The sequence below is a fragment of the Pseudomonas prosekii genome (genome assembly GCF_900105155.1).
GTDB classification, from domain to species: Bacteria; Pseudomonadota; Gammaproteobacteria; order Pseudomonadales; family Pseudomonadaceae; genus Aquipseudomonas; species Aquipseudomonas prosekii.
The window spans coordinates 4889032-4906368 of the sequence record NZ_LT629762.1 but is presented as its reverse complement, the minus strand read 5'-3'; the positions used below and the strand labels follow the sequence as shown (position 1 = coordinate 4906368).

The following is a 17337-nucleotide window of genomic DNA, read 5'->3' as shown; positions in this document are numbered from 1 at the left end:
TACAGGTGATCTACGGTGAACACGGAATCCGCGCCAACCACCACCCCCTGTAAGAGCTGAGCTTGCTCGCGAAAGCGGTGGGTCGGCCGACATCAATGTTGAATGTCAGGCCGCTATCGCGAGCAAGCTCGCTCCCACAGGTAATCTCCGGTGAACACAGCATCCGCGCCCACCCCCAAACCCTGTAGGAGCTGAGCTTGCTCGCGATAGCGGTGGGTCAGCCGACATCAATGTTGAATGTCAGGCCGCTATCGCGAGCAGGCTCACTCCTACAGGTGATCTACGGTGAACACGGAATCTGCGCCCACCACCAACCCCTGTAGGAGCTGAGCTTGCTCGCGAAGCGGTGGGTCAGCCGACACCAATGTTGAATGTCAGGCCGCTATCGCGAGCAGGCTCACTCCTACAGAAGACGTATTTCAGCAGTCGGTCAGGCGCAGGAAGATTGCTGCCAGTTGTTCGATGCCGGTCTGGTCTTCGGCGGTGAAGCGCGCGAGTTTCGGGCTGTCGAGGTCGAGTACGCCGATCAGTCGGCCGTCCTTGACCAGTGGCACTACCAACTCGCTGTTCGACGCGCTGTCACAGGCGATGTGCCCGGGAAACGCGTGCACGTCTTCAACCAGTTGCGTTTGCAGGGTGGCGGCCGCCGCGCCGCAGACGCCGCGTCCGAACGGGATACGCACGCAGGCGATCTGCCCTTGAAACGGGCCGAGCACCAGTTCTTCGTTACGATTGAGGTAAAATCCGGCCCAGTTCAAATCATCGAGCTGGTTGTACAGAAACGCCGAAAACTGCGCTGCGTTGGCGATGAAATCACGTTCATCGGCCAGCAGCGATTCCAGTTGTGCGCAGAGCATGCCGTAGCCGTCGAGGCCCTGGCCGCTTTGTTTCAGATCGATCATGCCTTGTGCTCCAACAGCTTGAGGCCCACCCAATAGCGAGCAAATTGATAGGCGCAACGGCCATTGCGATTGCCCCGGCCAGTGGCCCAGCGGACCGCGAGAATATCCAGTTCTTCGGTGCGCTGCCACGCCAGGCCGGCCTTGTCGGCCAGTTGCCCGATCCAATGCTCGACCACATCAAGGAAGTGTTCCTGGGTAAACGGATAGAACGACAGCCACAAACCAAACCGGTCCGACAACGCGATCTTGTCTTCCACCGCTTCACTGGGGTGCAGCTCGCCATCAACGCGTTTCCAGTTTTCGTTATCGCTTTCCTTTTCCGGCACCAAGTGGCGGCGGTTGGACGTGGCGTACAGCAACACATTGTCCGGCGCCTGTTCCAGCGAACCGTCGAGCACGCTCTTGAGCACGCGGTAATCGCCCTCGCCCGACTCGAACGACAGGTCATCGCAAAACAGCACAAAGCGCTGCGGCAACTTGGCGATCTGCTCGACGATGCGCGGCAGATCGGCGAGGTGATCGCGCTCGATCTCGATCAGGCGCAAACCGGCTTCGGCATGCTCGGCGAGCAAGGCGCGCACCAGCGACGATTTGCCGGTGCCGCGCGAGCCCCAGAGCAGCGCGTGGTTGGCCGGCATGCCGTCGATGAATTGTTGGGTGTTGCGGCCCAGTTGCTCGACCTGGCGGTCAACGCCGATCAGGTCGGTCAGGCGCGTGTCGAGGCTGACCTGCAACGGCAACAGGAAACCGCTGCGACCTTCACGCTGCCAGCGCGCGGCCAGGCAATGGTGCCAGTCGATGGTTTGCCGTGGGGCCGGCAGCAACGGTTCGATACGGGCCAGAACGGCATCGGCGCGTTCAAGAAAAGCATTCAATCGGGAATCCACGTCTTCTCCTCGGGCACGTTTCACAGTAATGATGGCAAAACAGCGACTCAACACAGCATTCAACAACTCGCTCAACCCGACAGGGCTCGAGCGTGGCACCATCGGTTTCCATGCATGATCGACTATGCTTGAGCAGCGAAGGGAAACGGAAGTGGTTCAACACCCCATGGATATCAAGTTCACCCACCGGCTGTCTTACAAACAAGCCCGGCTGACCGTGCTGGTCGGTTTCATCCTGGGCACATTGCTCAGTCTGCTGCAAATAGGCATCGATTATGCCAGCGAAGACGCCTCTATCAACCGCGAAATCCTGTCGTTGCTGGAAATCAGCCATAACCCGGCATCGCGCATCGCCTACAACATCGACGCCGAACTCGCCCAGGAACTGACCATGGGCCTGCTGCGGTCGCCGGCGATCATCAGCGCGCAACTCACCGACAACACCGGAACCGTGCTCGCCAGCGTCAAACGCCAGGGCCTGCAAAGCGGCTATCGGGTGATCAGCGATTTCCTGTTTGGCGCCAATCGGCAGTTTCAGGATCGGCTCTACCTCGACCATTTGCCCGAGGAATCCCTCGGCACATTGAAGCTGGAAGTCGACACTTACTCGTTCGGCAGCCGTTTTCTGCGTCGGGCCGAAGTGACCTTGCTCAACGGTTTCGCGCGCAGCCTGCTCCTCACCGGGATCCTGCTGGCGCTGTTCTACGTGATGCTGACCAAACCATTGGTGCGGGTAATCCGCGAACTCAGCGGTCGCGATCCGCGCAGCGCCGAACCGACGTGGCTCGAATACCCGGCGGGGCATGAAAACGATGAAATCGGCGTGCTGGTGAAAGTCGCCAATCAACAGTTCGAAAACATTGCCACCGAAATCCAGCAGCGGCGCAACGCCGAAAACCGCCTGACCGACTACCTCGCGCAACTGGAAAATATCGTCTCGGCGCGTACCGCCGAGCTTAAAGCGATCAACAGCCGCCTCAGCCAATCCAATCAGGAACTGGAAGTCGCGCGCAGCACCGCGCTGGACATGGCCGAAGCGCGCTCGGCATTCCTCGCAAACATGAGCCATGAAATTCGCACGCCGCTCAACGGTTTGCTGGGGATGATCGCGTTGTCGCTCGACGGCCCACTGAATGCCGAGCAGCAGCAACAACTGTCGATCGCGCATGACTCGGGCAAAGTGCTGGTGGAACTGCTCAACGATATCCTCGACCTGTCGAAATTCGATGCCGGGCAACTGGAGCTTGAGCACATTCCGTTCGACCTCGGCTCGCTGATCGAGGACACCGCCAACCTGCTCTCGCAGAACGCCGCGCCGAGCGTCGAACTGACGTGTCTGATCGATCCGCAATTCCCCGCGCTGGTCAGCGGCGACCCGACACGAGTGCGGCAGATCGTCAGCAACCTGCTGTCCAATGCGCTGAAATTCACCCGGTTTGGCCGGGTCGATGTTCGCCTTTCGATGTTTGAGGATGGTGTGCGCATCGAAGTCTGCGACACCGGCATCGGCATCGCCCAGGACGCGCAGGTGAGAATCTTCCAGCCGTTCACCCAGGCCGGCGCCGGGATTACCCGCCAGTTTGGCGGCACCGGGCTGGGCCTGGCGCTGACCTATAACCTGTGCGAAGCGATGCAGGGGCGGCTGACCATCAGCTCCGAAGCCGGGTTCGGCAGCCAGTTTTGCGCCGACTTGCCGTTACCTTGCCACACCCGCGCGATTGCGCCGCAGCCGCTACACGGCAAAATTGTCGCGATTACGGCGGCGAGCAGCGGCCTGGCGGAATTGTTGAAAGGCTTGTTGCCGTTGTGGGGACTTGATTATCAGCAGCGCTCGATCGAAGACTCGATGCTCGGTCTGGAGCCCGATGTGCTGATCACCGACTGCCCGGAATGCCTGTTCAACCTGCGAGCGACGCTGAAAGCGCCGATTCTGCTGGTCACCGCTTATGGCAGTTTCATGCCCAGCGAAGAGGCCGCCGCGCTCGCGCCATTGCAGCAACAGGCGCGACCACTGGCGCGCAACGCCCTGTATCAAACGCTGCGCCGGGTTTTGCATCCGGACACCACGACCAGCAACGATGCGCGCCTCGAAACCCTGACGCCGCAACGGCGCGGCCGGGTGTTGCTGGTCGAGGACAACCCGGTCAATCAATTGGTCGCCAAAGGCATGCTCGGCAAACTCGGCTGCGAAGTCGTGGTGGCAGCGCATGGCGCCGAAGCGCTGGATCAACTGGAAGTGGGTGAATTCGACTTGGTGCTGATGGACTGCAACATGCCGGTGATGGATGGCTACGAAGCCAGCCGCCACATCCGCCGCAGCGGGCGCTGGCCCGAGTTGCCGATTGTCGCACTGACTGCCAACGCCATGTCCGAAGAACGCGAACGCTGCCGGGTGGCGGGCATGAGCGACTATCTGGCCAAACCGTTTCGCCGCGAAGAACTGGCCGCCCTGCTTGACTTGTGGATACCGACTACCCCAGCGCCTTGATCTGCCCGAGTAATTGGTCGAGCCCGTCGCGCAGTTCGTTCAGGCGATTCAGGTCAACGCCGCTGTCGCACAACAGCCGCGCCTTGAGCGGCCCGACCTGCTCGCGCAGGGCTTTGCCGGTTGGCGTCAGGCTCAAGTGCACTTCGCGCTCGTCCCGCGCCGAACGCTGGCGCTGCACCAGTTGCAGTTGCTCAAGGCGTTTGAGCAACGGCGTCAGCGTCCCGGAATCCAGCGCCAGGCGTTCGCCCAACGCCTTGACGGTCGGCTGCTCGGGCGCTGCTTCCTGCCATTCCCACAACACCAGCATCGCCAGGTATTGCGGATACGTCAGGCCGAGTTGATCAAGCATCGGCTTATAGCCACGAATCACCGCCCGGGAAGCGGCATACAGCTTGAAACACAGCTGGCTGTCGAGTTTCAGCGCATCGGCCGACATCTCGTTCATTTGAGCAGGGCTTCGATCTCGGCGCTCATGTCCTGCGGCTTGGTGGTCGGGGCGAAGCGCTTGACCAACTGGCCATCCTTGCCAATCAGGAACTTGGTGAAATTCCACTTGATGCCTTCGGAGCCGAGCAGGCCTGGGGCGCGTTTCTTCAATTGCACGAACAGCGGATGAGCGTCGGAACCATTGACGTCGATTTTCTTGAACAGCGGAAAGCTCACGCCGTAATTCAGTTCACAGAACTCGGAAATCGCACCTTCGTTGCCCGGTTCCTGTTTGCCGAACTGGTTGCAGGGAAACCCGAGCACCACCAGGCCTTGGTCCTTGTAAGTCTGCCAAAGCTGTTCGAGGCCTTTGTATTGCGGGGTGAAACCGCACTTGCTCGCGGTGTTGACCACCAGCACGGCTTTGCCGGCGAAGTCGGAAAGGGTTTTCTGTTCACCCTTGATGGTGGTCACCGGGATGCTCAGCAGGTTGTCGCTCATGGTTCGAAGCTCCAGACGCAAGAAGAAGCGCTGAACATAGCGAGCAATTGAATTGTGTGCAATTTAAATTATCAAAACCGATCCCCCGTAGGAGCAGAGCTTGCTCGCGAAAGCGGTTTACGATTCAACGTTGATGTTGAATGGACCGACGTCTTCGCGAGCAAGCTCTGCTCCTACAGGTTTTGCGTCAGGTGCGGGGAACCAGGTCCAGGCACACCGAGTTGATGCAATAACGCAGGCCGGTCGGCGGCGGGCCGTCCGGGAACACGTGGCCCAAATGCGCATCGCATTTTCCGCAGACCACTTCGGTGCGGATCATGCCGTGGCTGACGTCACGGATCTCGACCATCGCACTGTCGCCGATCGGCGCGTAGAAACTCGGCCAGCCACACCCGGAATCAAACTTGGTTTTCGAATCGAACAACGGCTCGTTGCAGCAGATGCAGTGGTAAACGCCGTCGATTTTGCTGTCGTTGTACTTGCCGGAAAACGGCCGTTCGGTGCCCTTGAGGCGGCAAACGTTGTACTGCTCCGGATCGAGCATCGACTTCCATTCTTCCAGGGTTTTTTCCAACTTTTCCATCATCACACCTCAGCAGCTGAAAAAGCCCGATCTGTACCTTTTCCACGGATCGGGCGGCACGTATGATTGCGCCTCGTCAAACGCCAGTCTGGCAGCCCGTCCCCGCGCATTCAAACGGATTATGAGTGTCGCCTTCGAAGGCGTCAGGCCTGTGCGCATCACGCAGGATTCCCAGTACGGTTGTACACGCGCCGCCTGGATCGTTCATTTTCGGGAACACATCGCCATGCAGGTCAGCAAATCGAACAAGCTCGCCAACGTCTGCTACGACATTCGCGGCCCAGTGCTCAAGCACGCCAAACGCCTGGAAGAGGAAGGCCATCGCATCCTCAAGCTGAACATCGGCAACCCGGCGCCTTTTGGTTTCGAAGCGCCGGATGAAATCCTCCAGGACGTCATCCGCAACCTGCCGACCGCCCAGGGCTACAGCGATTCCAAAGGCCTGTTCAGCGCACGCAAAGCGGTGATGCAGTACTACCAGCAGAAGCAGGTCGAAGGCGTCGGCATCGAGGACATTTACCTCGGCAACGGCGTTTCCGAGCTGATCGTGATGTCGATGCAGGCGCTGCTCAACAATGGCGACGAAGTGCTGGTGCCGGCGCCCGACTATCCGTTGTGGACCGCTGCCGTCAGCCTGGCGGGCGGTAATCCGGTGCATTACCTGTGCGATGAGGGCGCCGACTGGTTCCCCGACCTGGCCGACATCAAAGCCAAAATCACCCCGAACACCAAGGCCTTGGTGATCATCAACCCGAACAACCCGACCGGTGCGGTGTACTCCAGAGAAGTGTTGCTGGGCATGCTCGAACTGGCGCGCTCGCACAATCTGGTGGTGTTCTCCGACGAGATTTACGACAAGATCCTGTACGACGATGCCGTGCACATCTGCACCGCTTCGCTGGCGCCGGACCTGCTGTGCCTGACCTTCAACGGGCTGTCGAAGTCGTACCGCGTCGCTGGTTTCCGTTCTGGCTGGATCGCCATTTCCGGGCCGAAACACCACGCCCAGAGCTACATCGAAGGCATCGACATGCTGGCCAACATGCGCTTGTGTGCCAACGTCCCGAGTCAGCATGCGATTCAGACTGCGCTCGGTGGTTATCAGAGCATCAATGATCTGGTGTTGCCGCAAGGGCGATTGCTGGAACAGCGCAATCGTACGTGGGAATTGCTCAATGACATCCCCGGCGTGACTTGCGTCAAACCGATGGGCGCGCTGTATGCGTTCCCGCGGATCGACCCGAAAGTCTGCCCGATTCACAACGACGAGAAGTTCGTGCTCGACCTGCTGCTCTCCGAAAAGCTTCTGGTGGTTCAGGGCACGGCGTTCAACTGGCCATGGCCGGATCACTTCCGCGTCGTCACCCTGCCCCGCGTCGACGAGCTGGATCAGGCCATCGGCCGCATCGGCAACTTCCTCAAGACCTATCGTCAGTAAGCTGAAATCCGCCGTGCGACGCCATTTTCTGTCGCACGGTGATTGATTCAGCAACACATCTCTGCCCCCAGCCACCCTTTCTGCTTGTCACCGCTGTCATGTGACGAATTCTGCGTTCGCGCCTAATAAAGACTGGGGTTTGCAGGTCAATCGGTTGACGAACTTTTCCTGCAACTGCGCAGGAAATGTCCTGCACGATGCTGAACCATGGCTGTAGGACACAGTTTGAAATAGTCACCCGGTTGAATAGCACGGTGCAGCACCTTATATACCCCGCAGTACGCTACATCTTTAGCATGAGGAGATTTCTACAACCATGATGCGCATCCTGCTGTTTTTGGCCACTAACCTGGCGGTCGTGCTGATAGCCAGCATCACCCTGAGCCTTTTTGGCTTCAACGGGTTCATGGCGGCCAACGGGGTTGATCTCAACCTCAATCAGCTGCTGATTTTCTGTGCTGTGTTTGGTTTTGCCGGTTCGCTGTTCTCGCTGTTCATCTCCAAGTGGATGGCGAAGATGAGCACCAGCACCCAGATCATCAGCCAGCCGCGCACCCGTCACGAACAATGGCTGCTGCAGACCGTTGAACAACTGTCGCGCGAAGCCGGGATCAAGATGCCCGAGGTCGGGATTTTCCCGGCCTACGAGGCCAACGCGTTCGCCACCGGCTGGAACAAGAACGACGCGCTGGTCGCGGTCAGCCAGGGCTTGCTCGAGCGGTTCTCGCCGGATGAAGTGAAAGCCGTGCTGGCCCACGAAATCGGCCACGTTGCCAACGGTGACATGGTCACCCTGGCGCTGATTCAAGGCGTGGTGAACACCTTCGTGATGTTCTTCGCGCGGATCATCGGCAACTTTGTCGACAAGGTGATTTTCAAGAACGAAGAAGGCCAGGGCATCGCCTATTACGTGGCGACGATTTTCGCCGAACTGGTGCTGGGCATTCTCGCCAGCTCGATCGTCATGTGGTTCTCGCGCAAACGCGAATTCCGCGCCGACGAAGCCGGCGCTCGCCTGGCCGGGACCAACTCGATGATCGGCGCGTTGCAACGCCTGCGGGCCGAACAGGGCTTGCCGGTGCACATGCCGGACACCTTGAGCGCGTTCGGCATCAACGGCGGCATCAAGCAAGGGTTTGCTCGTATGTTCATGAGCCACCCGCCGCTGGAAGAGCGCATTGACGCGCTGCGTCGTCGCGGCTGAGAGGCTTCGCCATAAATGAAAAGGCCCGCATTGAATGCGGGCCTTTTTTTGTCTGGCGGTTCGTGCGGTGCCTGTTCGAACGCTATCGCGAGCAAGCTCGCTCCCATAGTTGACTGGGTGCAATCACAACTGCGTGATCGGCAACGCCCCCTGTAGGAGCGAGCTTGCTCGCGATAGGGCCAGTGAAGTCAGCAAACCTTAATGAGTGGAAACCCGATATATCCGCTCTTCCAACCGCGTAACCCCACTCTCGACAAATTTTACGCTCGCGCCCAGCACATCCTGGTCTTCGAGAATCTTCAATTGCCACGACGCGCTGAACAGTCGCTGCACTTCATCATCGAGCACCGCGAACGGCGGGCCGTCCTTCTGGATCTGGTCGTAGTCGAGGGTGATCAGCAATCCCAGCGAATCCTTCGGCAAAATCCGCGTCAGGTGCTCGGCGTATTGCTCGCGCATCTTCGGCGGCAAGGCGATCAGCGCCGCGCGGTCGTACAACGCGCTGCAATCGGCGACATCGCCGGCGGTCAGCGCGAAGAAGTCACCGCACCAGATTTCGATGGAGCCCGCGCGATAGACGGTGAACGGCCCTTGATCGCTGACGTCCGGGTCAAATTGATGCTCGTGGAAAAAGTCCTCCACGGCTTTTTCCGATAACTCGATGCCCAACACCTCGTGCCCGCATTTGGCCAGCCACAACAGGTCCAGGCTTTTCCCACACAGCGGCACCAATACCCGCGCGCCCTCTTCCAGGCCGAGTTGCGGCCAATACCGTTGCAGATATGGATTCACTTCCGGCAGGTGAAAGCCGATCTGATTCGACGTCCACCGCTTGTGCCAAAACTCCGGCTGCATAATTAATCCCGAAAATTCGATCAAAAGACCCTAAAACTTATATTAGATTTAGATCAATGATCTGACTGAAGATGACGCCATCTTACCCCTCAGGAGCTCTTTCATGTTCCCCAGCCTGTACATATCCCATGGTTCGCCGATGTTGGCACTCGAACCTGGCGCAAGCGGCCCTGCGCTGACGCGCCTCGCAGCGCAGTTGCCCAAGCCCAAAGCCATTGTGATTGTGTCGGCGCATTGGGAAAGCAACGAGTTGCTGGTCAGCGGCAATCCACAACCGGAAACCTGGCACGACTTCGGCGGCTTCCCCAAGGCCTTGTTCGAGGTGCAATACCCGGCGCCGGGCGATCCGCAACTGGCGGCCGAGGTGGTCGAATTGTTGAATGCCAATGACCTGCCGGCGCGCATCGACGCCCGACGACCATTCGATCACGGGGTCTGGGTGCCGTTGTCATTGATGTACCCGCAGGCGGATATTGCGGTGGTGCAAGTCTCACTGCCGACCCGTGGCGGCCCGGCGCTGCAAACCCGTGTCGGGCAGGCGCTGCAGAGTTTGCGCGAGCATGGCGTGCTGCTGATCGGTTCCGGCAGCATCACTCACAATTTGCGCGAGCTGGACTGGCACGCGGGCCCGGAGAGCGTCGAGCCGTGGGCCAAGGTGTTCCGCGACTGGATGATTGAAAAACTCGCGGCGAACGATGAAGCGGCGCTGCACGATTATCGCCAGCAAGCGCCGAATGCCGCGCGCAATCATCCGAGTGACGAGCATTTGCTGCCGCTGTACTTTGCGCGCGGCGCGGGAGGTGAATTCGCGATTGCCCATCAGGGGTACACTATGGGCGCGCTGGGCATGGACATTTATCGCTTTGGCTGACCGGTAGACCGAGGGGCGGCCATCGCGAGCAGGCTCACTCCTGCACTGGAATGCATTGCCCTTGCAGGGGTGAGCCTGCTCGCGATGGGGACACAGGGTCTTCAGCCAAGCACAAACAGCAGGCCAAAAAAAATCCCCGAACCAGTCGGGGATTTTTTATGTTCGATCAATCAGCTCAAGAGCCGATCAATCTTCGCGATAGCGACGCAGCTTCAACTGCTTGCCAGCAACGCGAGTGTCCTTCAGCTTGGTCAGGAGTTTTTCCAGACCATCTTCCGGCAGCTCGACGAGGCTGAAGCTATCACGCACCTGGATGCGACCGATTGCTTCGCGAGCCAGACCACCTTCGTTGAGGATGGCGCCCAGCAGGTTTTTCGCAGCGATACCATCACGCGCGCCCAGCGCGGTACGGCAACGTGCACGACCTTCGGCCAATGCAACCGGAGCACGACGCTCACGATCACCACGGTCCGGACGATCACCGGTACGCTCTGGACGATCGCCACGCGGTGCGTTGTTCGGCACCAGTGGACGTTCTTTCTCGATTGCAGCCAGGGTCAACGCCTGAGCGTTGGTGGCCTTGCGCAGCAGAGCAGCGGCCAGTGCACGCGGGGTGCAACCGATGTCGGCGGTCAGGCGATCAAGCAGATCACCGTGAGTCGATTCGGCATCGGCAACCAGTGGCGACAGGCTGTTGGTCAATTTCTTGATGCGTGCATCGAGAACAGCTTGTGCGTCCGGCAGGCGAACTTCAGCAACTTTCTGCCCGGTTACACGCTCGATCACTTGCAGCATGCGGCGCTCACGTGGAGTCACCAGCAACAATGCACGACCTTCGCGACCGGCACGGCCAGTACGGCCGATACGGTGAACGTAGGATTCCGGATCGTACGGCATATCAACGTTGAACACGTGAGTGATGCGCGGAACGTCCAGACCACGAGCAGCAACGTCGGTCGCCACAACGATGTCCAGACGGCCATCCTTGAGGGATTCGATCACGCGCTCACGCTGGTTCTGAGCAATGTCACCGTTCAGCGCAGCGGCTTTGTAGCCTTTGGCTTCCAGGGCACTGGCCAGGTCCAGGGTCGCTTGCTTGGTGCGCACGAACATGATCAGGGCGTCGAAGTCTTCGACTTCCAGCAGGCTCAATACAGCCGAGGTCTTCTGGTCAGCGTGAACCAACAGGTGAGCCTGTTCGATCGCGGTAACGGTCTGAGTCTTGGTCTGGATTTTCACGTGCTGCGGATCACGCAGGTGACGCTCGGCAATCGCGCGGATCGACTGCGGCAGGGTCGCCGAGAACAATACGGTCTGACGGGTTGCAGGCAACGACTTGAAGATGACTTCCAGGTCGTCCATGAAGCCGAGTTTGAGCATTTCGTCCGCTTCGTCGAGAACCAGGTGGTTCACGGTAGCGAGGACTTTTTCGTCACGACGCAGGTGGTCGCACAGACGGCCCGGAGTGGCGACAACGATCTGTGCGCCATTACGGATTGCTTTCAGTTGTGGGCCCATCGGGGCGCCGCCGTAAACGGCCACAACGGTAACGCCCGGCATTTGCTTAGCGTAGGTTTCGAAAGCGGTTGCTACTTGCAGCGCCAACTCACGGGTTGGCGCCAGGATCAGGGCTTGCGGCTCGCGCTTGGCAGGATCGATGCGATGCAGAATAGGCAGTGCGAACGCGGCGGTTTTACCGGTACCGGTTTGCGCTTGGCCAATCATGTCGTGGCCGGCCATGATGATCGGGATCGATTGCTGCTGAATAGCCGAAGGTTCTTCGTAGCCAGTCGCGATGACGGCTGCAAGAATATTCGGATTAAGATTAAAAGCGGCGAAGCCGCCGGTTTCCTGGGTCATGGGTCTGCCTCTAAGTGCATCCGCAAAGACCCATGCTCCAAAGCTGCGCATGCCGTGTAAGACTCAAGAGTCGCCCTGGCTGCTTTGTCGGCGGGGATTTGCGAAAACGAATGAATGAAAAAGATTCGTCAAGGGAGAGTCCGCTGTGCGGACGTGCAGCCGAAGCTGACTTCGGGGAATTGCGCTACCTAAACGCGGCCCGGTTAAAGGCCGGCGCGCACTATACCGGAATTCGCCCAAAAAGGGAGCATTATTTGTCGGAAAACTGACGGATACACGGTTGTGTCACAGACTTTGCGGATAATCGCGCAAGCGTCTATTTTTCAAAGGCCCGGCCCTGCTGACGATGGCGCTAAAACGATTCACCCGAGGTGTCCCGACCTTTGGTCTTGCCGTACTCACCCGCCCCCCTTCCCGCCCGAGGAAATGCGCCATGAATCAGTCTGTTGCCAGCCGTGTCAGCCGTGAGCGGCGCGGTCATGTCTTGTTGCTGGGCCTCGACCGGGTGGCCAAGCGCAACGCCTTCGACCTCGATCTGCTGAATGCGCTGAGCCTGGCCTACGGCGAATTCGAAGCCGACGCCGAGGCGCGGGTGGCCGTGGTGTTCGCCCACGGCGAGCACTTTACCGCCGGGCTCGACCTGATCAACGCCAGCGCCGCCCTCGCCGAAGGCTGGCAGGCGCCACCCGGCGGCTGCGATCCGTGGGGCGTGTTCGCCGGGCCGAGGGTGAGCAAACCGGTGATCGTCGCCGCGCAAGGTTATTGCCTGACGATTGGCATTGAGCTGATGCTGGCGGCCGACATCAACCTCTGCGCGAGCAATACCCGCTTTGCGCAGATGGAAGTGCAGCGCGGGATTTTCCCGTTCGGCGGCGCCACGCTGCGCCTGCATCAATTGGCGGGCTGGGGCAACGCGATGCGCTGGCTGCTGACCGGCGATGAGTTTGATGCGCATGATGCGCTGCGTTTGGGCCTGGTCCAGGAAGTCATGGCCAGCGAGGACCTGCTGCCGCGCGCCATTGAACTGGCGGAACGCATCGCGCGGCAGGCACCGCTGGGGGTTCAGGCGACATTGATGTCGGCGCGGCAGGCGCGTTATGAAGGGGAAGTCGCGGCGGCGCAAGGGTTGCCGGCGATGGTCAAGAAGTTGCTGGGCAGCGAGGATGCGCGGGAAGGTGTGCGGTCGATGATCGAGAAGCGGCCCGGGGTGTTCAAAGGGGTTTGAGAGTTGTGGCAATGCGGATAATGCTATCGCGGGCAAGCCATGCTCCCACACGTTGCCCATCCCTCTGTGGGAGCATGGCTTGCCCGCGATGACGCCAATACACACACCACACTATGTCGCCGGGCGAATCGCTTTGATCAACGACGACAACGAATACCCCAACCGCGGCGCCAGCCCTTCGGCGCGTTCGATCAGGCCGTCCATGTCCAGCTCCTGATCCAACTCCGACGGCACAATCAGAATCACGTTGCCCTCCTTCACCGGCAGTTCCCAGTAATGGCGGCTATACAATCCGCGAAACAGCGCCGCGCCCAACGGCTTGCCGTCGTCCGTCGCCCACTGATTGATCACCAGCCAGCCACCCGGATTCAGGCGTTTCTGACAGTTTTCCAAAAACCCCCAGGCCAGATGCCCGACACCCGGCCCGACGTCGGTATACAGGTCGACAAAAATCAGGTCCGCCGGCTCAGCCGTTTCCAGCAGGTCCAGCGCATCGCCGACGCGGATGTACAACCGCGGATCATCGTCGAGCCCGAGGTATTCAATGGCCAGGCGCGGCACGTCGGGGCGCAGTTCGATGGCTTCGACGTCTTCCAGTGGCAAGAACTTGAGGCAGGCCTGGGTCAGCGTGCCCGCGCCCAGACCGAGGAACAGCGCGCTGTCCGGCTGCTCGTGGCACAACGCGCCGATCAGCATCGCGCGGGTGTAATCGTATTCCAGCCAGCTCGGATCAGCGGTGAACACACAGCTTTGCTCGATGGCGTCGCCGAATTCGAGAAAACGATAATCGGCCACTTCCAGCACGCGGATCACGCCGAACTCATCCTGTACCTCGGCGAGCAAATGCTCGACGCGCTCCTCAGTCATTTCATCTCCTGATCGTTGCAGGCCCTGCATTCGGGTCAACAGCAACGCAACACGCCGCAACATGAAGCGGCAAAGGCGCGATTGTCGGCGAAGCGACGGGAACAGGTCACGCACTAATTGCTGATAACATGAGCGCCCGTGCGTAAACACTAGAGACCGTGATGAGCCAACCCTGGAGCCCTGACAGCTGGCGTGCCTTGCCGATCCAGCAACAACCCCGTTACCCCGACGCCGCGCATCTGGCGCAGGTCGAGCAAACGTTGGCCAGCTATCCGCCGCTGGTGTTTGCCGGTGAAGCCCGGGAGTTGCGCCGTCAGTTTGCCGAAGTGACTCAGGGCCGCGCGTTTCTGCTGCAGGGCGGCGACTGCGCCGAGAGCTTCGCCGAATTCTCCGCCGCGAAAATCCGCGACACCTTCAAAGTCCTCCTGCAAATGGCCATTGTCATGACGTTTGCCGCCGGTTGCCCGGTGGTCAAAGTCGGGCGCATGGCCGGCCAGTTCGCCAAACCGCGTTCGGCCAACGACGAGACCATCGACGGCGTGACCCTGCCGGCCTACCGTGGCGACATCGTCAACGGCATCGGTTTCGACGAAAAAAGCCGCGTGCCGGACCCGGAACGGCTGCTGCAGTCCTATCACCAGTCCACCGCGACCCTGAACCTGCTGCGCGCCTTTGCCCAGGGCGGTTTCGCCGACCTGCATCAAGTGCATAAATGGAACCTGGATTTCATCGCCAACTCAGCGCTCGCCGAGAAGTACAGCCACCTCGCCGATCGCATCGATGAAACCCTGGCATTCATGCGCGCCTGCGGCATGGACAGCTCGCCGCAATTGCGCGAAACCAGTTTCTTCACTGCCCACGAAGCGCTGCTGCTGAACTACGAAGAAGCGTTCGTGCGCCGCGACAGCCTGACCAACGATTACTACGATTGCTCGGCGCACATGCTGTGGATCGGCGACCGCACCCGTCAGCTCGACGGCGCCCACGTCGAATTCCTGCGCGGCGTGAACAACCCGATCGGGGTCAAAGTCGGCCCGAGCATGAACCCTGAAGACCTGATCCGCCTGATCGACGTGCTCAACCCGGACAACGATCCGGGCCGTTTGAACCTGATTGCGCGGATGGGCGCGAACAAGGTCGGCGATCACTTGCCGCAACTGATTCGCGCTGTCGAGCGTGAAGGCAAGAAAGTGCTCTGGAGCTCGGACCCGATGCACGGCAACACGATCAAGGCCAGCAGCGGCTACAAGACCCGCGACTTTGCGCAGATTCTTGGCGAGGTGAAGCAGTTCTTCCAGGTGCATGAAGCGGAAGGCACCTACGCCGGCGGTATTCACATCGAGATGACCGGGCAGAACGTCACCGAGTGCATCGGCGGCGCGCGGCCGATTACCGAGGATGGCTTGTCGGATCGCTACCACACCCATTGCGACCCACGGATGAATGCCGATCAGTCGCTGGAACTGGCGTTTTTGATTGCTGAGACGTTGAAGCAGGTTCGACGCTAAATCGCGTCGCGCCCTTCGCGGGCAAGCCTCGCTCCTACAGGATTACGCGATCCCTTGTAGGAGCAAGGCTTGCCCGCGAAGGCGTCCGCTCAATCACCGCCAATCTGTGCCAATGCCACCCTTAACCGCGCCGCACTCACTCGCTGACAATTGAGCTGCACCTGCGCCAATCCCAGCCAATCCGCCATCCGCCGCAAATTGACGGCCAACGCCAACATCCCCGCCTCGTCCAGCCCCGGCTCTTCCTCATGCACGGCATGCACCGCCAAGCGCCCCGCTGCCCGTTCTGCACGTAAATCCACGCGCGCGGCGATCCGTTCATTGTGCAAAAACGGCAAGACGTAATAGCCGTAGACCCGCTTGATTTGCGGCGTGTAAATCTCCAGCCGATAGCGAAAATCGAACAAACGCTCGGTGCGGCTGCGCTCCCAGATCAGCGAATCGAACGGCGACAGCAAGGCGCTGGCCTCGACTTTGCGCGGCACGCTCGGCTCCGGCAGGCAGTACGCCGGTTGGCGCCAGCGCTCGACTTCGCACGCCAGTAACACGCCCGCCTCCACCAGCTCTGCCAAACGCGGTCGGGCGTCGCCAGGGTTCAGCCGAAAATAATCGCGCAGGTCCTTTTCCGTGGCCACGCCCAAGGCGTTCGCCGCGTGCAGCAACAAATCTCGCTGCGCCTCGGCTTCGCTGAGTAAAGGTTGCTGCAGGATCGCCGATGGAATCACTCGTTCCGGCAAATCATAAAGTCGTTCAAAACCACGGCGCCCGGCGACCGTTACTTCGCCCGCAGCGAACAGCCATTCCAGCGCATGCTTCTCCGCCGACCAATCCCACCATGGCCCGGCGCGCTCCTGACGCGTCGACAAACTGCCCGCACCCAATGCGCCGAGCTCCTCGACCGACGCCAATACGCGGCGAATGGTGTCCTGCTGTTCCCGGCCAAAACGCGCGAGTTGCTGATAGATATCTTCGCCGCGCGTCGCCCGCGCCATGCGCCAGCGCATCAGCGGGTACATCGACAGCGGCAACAATGACGCTTCATGGCCCCAATATTCGAACAACGTGCGGCGCCGGCCCGTACTCCAGGCAGCCTGGTCGAGCAAGTCGGAAGAATAAGTGCCGAGACGGGAAAACAGAGGAAGGTAGTGCGAGCGCACTAACGCATTGACGGAATCGATCTGCAGGATGCCCAGGCGTTCGATCAGCCGGTTGAGCTGCAGCGCTTTGATCGTCGCTGGCGGCTGGCGCCCGTTGAACCCTTGGGCGGCCAGTGCCAGACGTCGAGCCTGCTTGTTGGAAAAAGACAGTTTGGAAGAGGACAGTATTGCGGGCATGAGCATCTCCTTGTCTGCTCGCAACCTACCTCAATGGAGAAGGGTTTGTGTATCAATCGCCTGATCATTGGTGCGTCGGTCACTTGTGCATCGGATCGTCCCAGAATGGCCGCACTGACTCGTGCTCGACATCCGCACGACTGACGCCAATGTCCTTGAGTGCTTCGTCGCTCAGGCTCGCCAACATCTCGCGTTCGCGGTGAAGTTCGTACCAGCGGCTAAACTTGTGCAGCAAATCGGAAACGGCGTGGATTGAGAATTTTTCGTCCGTTACATGTTCGTGTTGACCTTTCATCATGTCGCCCTCCTTTAGGGATGGCTCAAGTCTCGCGCCGCAGCTAAGATCAATCCAACGAATGTTTCTGATGCAATACATCTCGGAGATTGA

At 60.0% G+C, this 17337-nt stretch carries 16 protein-coding genes; 6 read left to right on the top strand and 10 right to left on the bottom strand.

What is annotated here, in order from left to right; all coding sequences use genetic code 11:
* Positions 1-419 precede the first annotated feature (419 nt).
* Together BLU01_RS22360 and BLU01_RS22355 are read right to left on the bottom strand one after the other, a co-directional pair.
* On the bottom strand, positions 420-902 hold the full coding sequence (locus BLU01_RS22360; RefSeq protein ID WP_092279572.1) for a GAF domain-containing protein: 483 nt from the start codon (positions 900-902) through the stop codon (positions 420-422).
* A complete protein-coding gene (locus BLU01_RS22355) occupies positions 899-1789 on the bottom strand; it encodes an ATP-binding protein (RefSeq protein WP_092281704.1) in 891 nt (296 codons plus the stop codon). The genes BLU01_RS22360 and BLU01_RS22355 overlap by 4 nt, the downstream gene beginning before the upstream one ends.
* A 166-nt stretch (positions 1790-1955) precedes the next feature.
* Here BLU01_RS22355 and BLU01_RS22350 point away from each other — a divergent pair, with 166 nt between their 5' ends.
* Positions 1956-4277: a hybrid sensor histidine kinase/response regulator gene (locus tag BLU01_RS22350; RefSeq protein ID WP_092279569.1), complete on the top strand. Its 2322-nt coding sequence runs from the start codon at positions 1956-1958 to the stop codon at positions 4275-4277.
* On the opposite strand, the gene BLU01_RS22345 is transcribed toward BLU01_RS22350, so the two are convergent.
* From BLU01_RS22345 to msrB, 3 genes are all read right to left on the bottom strand, one after another.
* Positions 4261-4722 carry a MarR family winged helix-turn-helix transcriptional regulator gene (locus tag BLU01_RS22345; protein ID WP_092279567.1) on the bottom strand — a complete coding sequence of 154 codons (462 nt, stop codon included), beginning with the start codon at positions 4720-4722 and terminating at the stop codon, positions 4261-4263. The two genes, BLU01_RS22350 and BLU01_RS22345, sit on opposite strands and share 17 nt — an antisense overlap.
* The gene (locus BLU01_RS22340; protein WP_092279565.1) at positions 4719-5204 is read right to left on the bottom strand and encodes a glutathione peroxidase; all 486 of its coding nucleotides are present in this window, start codon (positions 5202-5204) and stop codon (positions 4719-4721) included. The genes BLU01_RS22345 and BLU01_RS22340 overlap by 4 nt, the downstream gene beginning before the upstream one ends.
* Before the next feature lie 187 nt (positions 5205-5391).
* Positions 5392-5787 (bottom strand): peptide-methionine (R)-S-oxide reductase MsrB, encoded by a 396-nt coding sequence (msrB, locus tag BLU01_RS22335; RefSeq protein ID WP_092281702.1) that lies wholly within the window; start codon positions 5785-5787, stop codon positions 5392-5394.
* 226 nt (positions 5788-6013) lie between these two features.
* On the opposite strand from msrB, the gene BLU01_RS22330 reads away from it, so the two are divergent.
* Both BLU01_RS22330 and htpX read left to right on the top strand, forming a co-directional pair.
* The gene (locus tag BLU01_RS22330) at positions 6014-7225 is read left to right on the top strand and encodes a pyridoxal phosphate-dependent aminotransferase (RefSeq protein ID WP_092281700.1); all 1212 of its coding nucleotides are present in this window, start codon (positions 6014-6016) and stop codon (positions 7223-7225) included.
* A gap of 316 nt (positions 7226-7541) precedes the next feature.
* Positions 7542-8429: a protease HtpX gene (gene htpX, locus BLU01_RS22325; protein WP_092279562.1), complete on the top strand. Its 888-nt coding sequence runs from the start codon at positions 7542-7544 to the stop codon at positions 8427-8429.
* Between the two features lie 198 nt (positions 8430-8627).
* Here htpX and BLU01_RS22320 read toward each other — a convergent pair whose 3' ends face one another.
* Complete coding sequence (locus tag BLU01_RS22320; protein WP_092279560.1) at positions 8628-9284, bottom strand: thiopurine S-methyltransferase; 657 nt, start codon at positions 9282-9284, stop codon at positions 8628-8630.
* 103 nt (positions 9285-9387) lie between these two features.
* Here BLU01_RS22320 and BLU01_RS22315 point away from each other — a divergent pair, with 103 nt between their 5' ends.
* Positions 9388-10155 carry a DODA-type extradiol aromatic ring-opening family dioxygenase gene (locus BLU01_RS22315; protein WP_092279558.1) on the top strand — a complete coding sequence of 256 codons (768 nt, stop codon included), beginning with the start codon at positions 9388-9390 and terminating at the stop codon, positions 10153-10155.
* Between the two features lie 186 nt (positions 10156-10341).
* Here BLU01_RS22315 and BLU01_RS22310 read toward each other — a convergent pair whose 3' ends face one another.
* Positions 10342-12015: a DEAD/DEAH box helicase gene (locus BLU01_RS22310; RefSeq protein ID WP_092279556.1), complete on the bottom strand. Its 1674-nt coding sequence runs from the start codon at positions 12013-12015 to the stop codon at positions 10342-10344.
* A gap of 433 nt (positions 12016-12448) precedes the next feature.
* Here BLU01_RS22310 and BLU01_RS22300 point away from each other — a divergent pair, with 433 nt between their 5' ends.
* On the top strand, positions 12449-13240 hold the full coding sequence (locus BLU01_RS22300; protein ID WP_092279554.1) for a crotonase/enoyl-CoA hydratase family protein: 792 nt from the start codon (positions 12449-12451) through the stop codon (positions 13238-13240).
* Between the two features lie 111 nt (positions 13241-13351).
* On the opposite strand, the gene BLU01_RS22295 is transcribed toward BLU01_RS22300, so the two are convergent.
* Complete coding sequence (locus BLU01_RS22295) at positions 13352-14107, bottom strand: spermidine synthase (protein ID WP_092279552.1); 756 nt, start codon at positions 14105-14107, stop codon at positions 13352-13354.
* A gap of 161 nt (positions 14108-14268) precedes the next feature.
* Between BLU01_RS22295 and BLU01_RS22290 the strand changes: the two genes are divergently transcribed.
* Positions 14269-15615 (top strand): class II 3-deoxy-7-phosphoheptulonate synthase, encoded by a 1347-nt coding sequence (locus BLU01_RS22290; RefSeq protein ID WP_092279550.1) that lies wholly within the window; start codon positions 14269-14271, stop codon positions 15613-15615.
* Positions 15616-15704: 89 nt separating this feature from the next.
* Here BLU01_RS22290 and BLU01_RS22285 read toward each other — a convergent pair whose 3' ends face one another.
* Together BLU01_RS22285 and BLU01_RS22280 are read right to left on the bottom strand one after the other, a co-directional pair.
* Positions 15705-16949, bottom strand: coding sequence for a winged helix-turn-helix domain-containing protein (locus BLU01_RS22285; protein WP_092279548.1), 1245 nt, complete (start codon positions 16947-16949; stop codon positions 15705-15707).
* 79 nt (positions 16950-17028) lie between these two features.
* The gene (locus tag BLU01_RS22280; protein ID WP_092281698.1) at positions 17029-17244 is read right to left on the bottom strand and encodes a DUF1127 domain-containing protein; all 216 of its coding nucleotides are present in this window, start codon (positions 17242-17244) and stop codon (positions 17029-17031) included.
* Positions 17245-17337 lie beyond the last annotated feature (93 nt).

What these genes read in the sequence shown, in the direction of transcription:
- BLU01_RS22350 (WP_092279569.1), top strand. Translation starts at nt 1,956, where the DNA reads ATGGATATCAAGTTCACCCACCGGCTGTCTTACAAACAAGCCCGGCTG.
- BLU01_RS22285 (WP_092279548.1), bottom strand. Translation starts at nt 16,949, where the DNA reads ATGCCCGCAATACTGTCCTCTTCCAAACTGTCTTTTTCCAACAAGCAG.
- BLU01_RS22310 (WP_092279556.1), bottom strand. Translation starts at nt 12,015, where the DNA reads ATGACCCAGGAAACCGGCGGCTTCGCCGCTTTTAATCTTAATCCGAAT.
- BLU01_RS22295 (WP_092279552.1), bottom strand. Translation starts at nt 14,107, where the DNA reads ATGACTGAGGAGCGCGTCGAGCATTTGCTCGCCGAGGTACAGGATGAG.
- BLU01_RS22345 (WP_092279567.1), bottom strand. Translation starts at nt 4,722, where the DNA reads ATGAACGAGATGTCGGCCGATGCGCTGAAACTCGACAGCCAGCTGTGT.
- BLU01_RS22320 (WP_092279560.1), bottom strand. Translation starts at nt 9,284, where the DNA reads ATGCAGCCGGAGTTTTGGCACAAGCGGTGGACGTCGAATCAGATCGGC.
- BLU01_RS22330 (WP_092281700.1), top strand. Translation starts at nt 6,014, where the DNA reads ATGCAGGTCAGCAAATCGAACAAGCTCGCCAACGTCTGCTACGACATT.
- BLU01_RS22290 (WP_092279550.1), top strand. Translation starts at nt 14,269, where the DNA reads ATGAGCCAACCCTGGAGCCCTGACAGCTGGCGTGCCTTGCCGATCCAG.
- BLU01_RS22360 (WP_092279572.1), bottom strand. Translation starts at nt 902, where the DNA reads ATGATCGATCTGAAACAAAGCGGCCAGGGCCTCGACGGCTACGGCATG.
- BLU01_RS22315 (WP_092279558.1), top strand. Translation starts at nt 9,388, where the DNA reads ATGTTCCCCAGCCTGTACATATCCCATGGTTCGCCGATGTTGGCACTC.
- htpX (WP_092279562.1), top strand. Translation starts at nt 7,542, where the DNA reads ATGATGCGCATCCTGCTGTTTTTGGCCACTAACCTGGCGGTCGTGCTG.
- BLU01_RS22300 (WP_092279554.1), top strand. Translation starts at nt 12,449, where the DNA reads ATGAATCAGTCTGTTGCCAGCCGTGTCAGCCGTGAGCGGCGCGGTCAT.
- msrB (WP_092281702.1), bottom strand. Translation starts at nt 5,787, where the DNA reads ATGGAAAAGTTGGAAAAAACCCTGGAAGAATGGAAGTCGATGCTCGAT.
- BLU01_RS22340 (WP_092279565.1), bottom strand. Translation starts at nt 5,204, where the DNA reads ATGAGCGACAACCTGCTGAGCATCCCGGTGACCACCATCAAGGGTGAA.
- BLU01_RS22280 (WP_092281698.1), bottom strand. Translation starts at nt 17,244, where the DNA reads ATGAAAGGTCAACACGAACATGTAACGGACGAAAAATTCTCAATCCAC.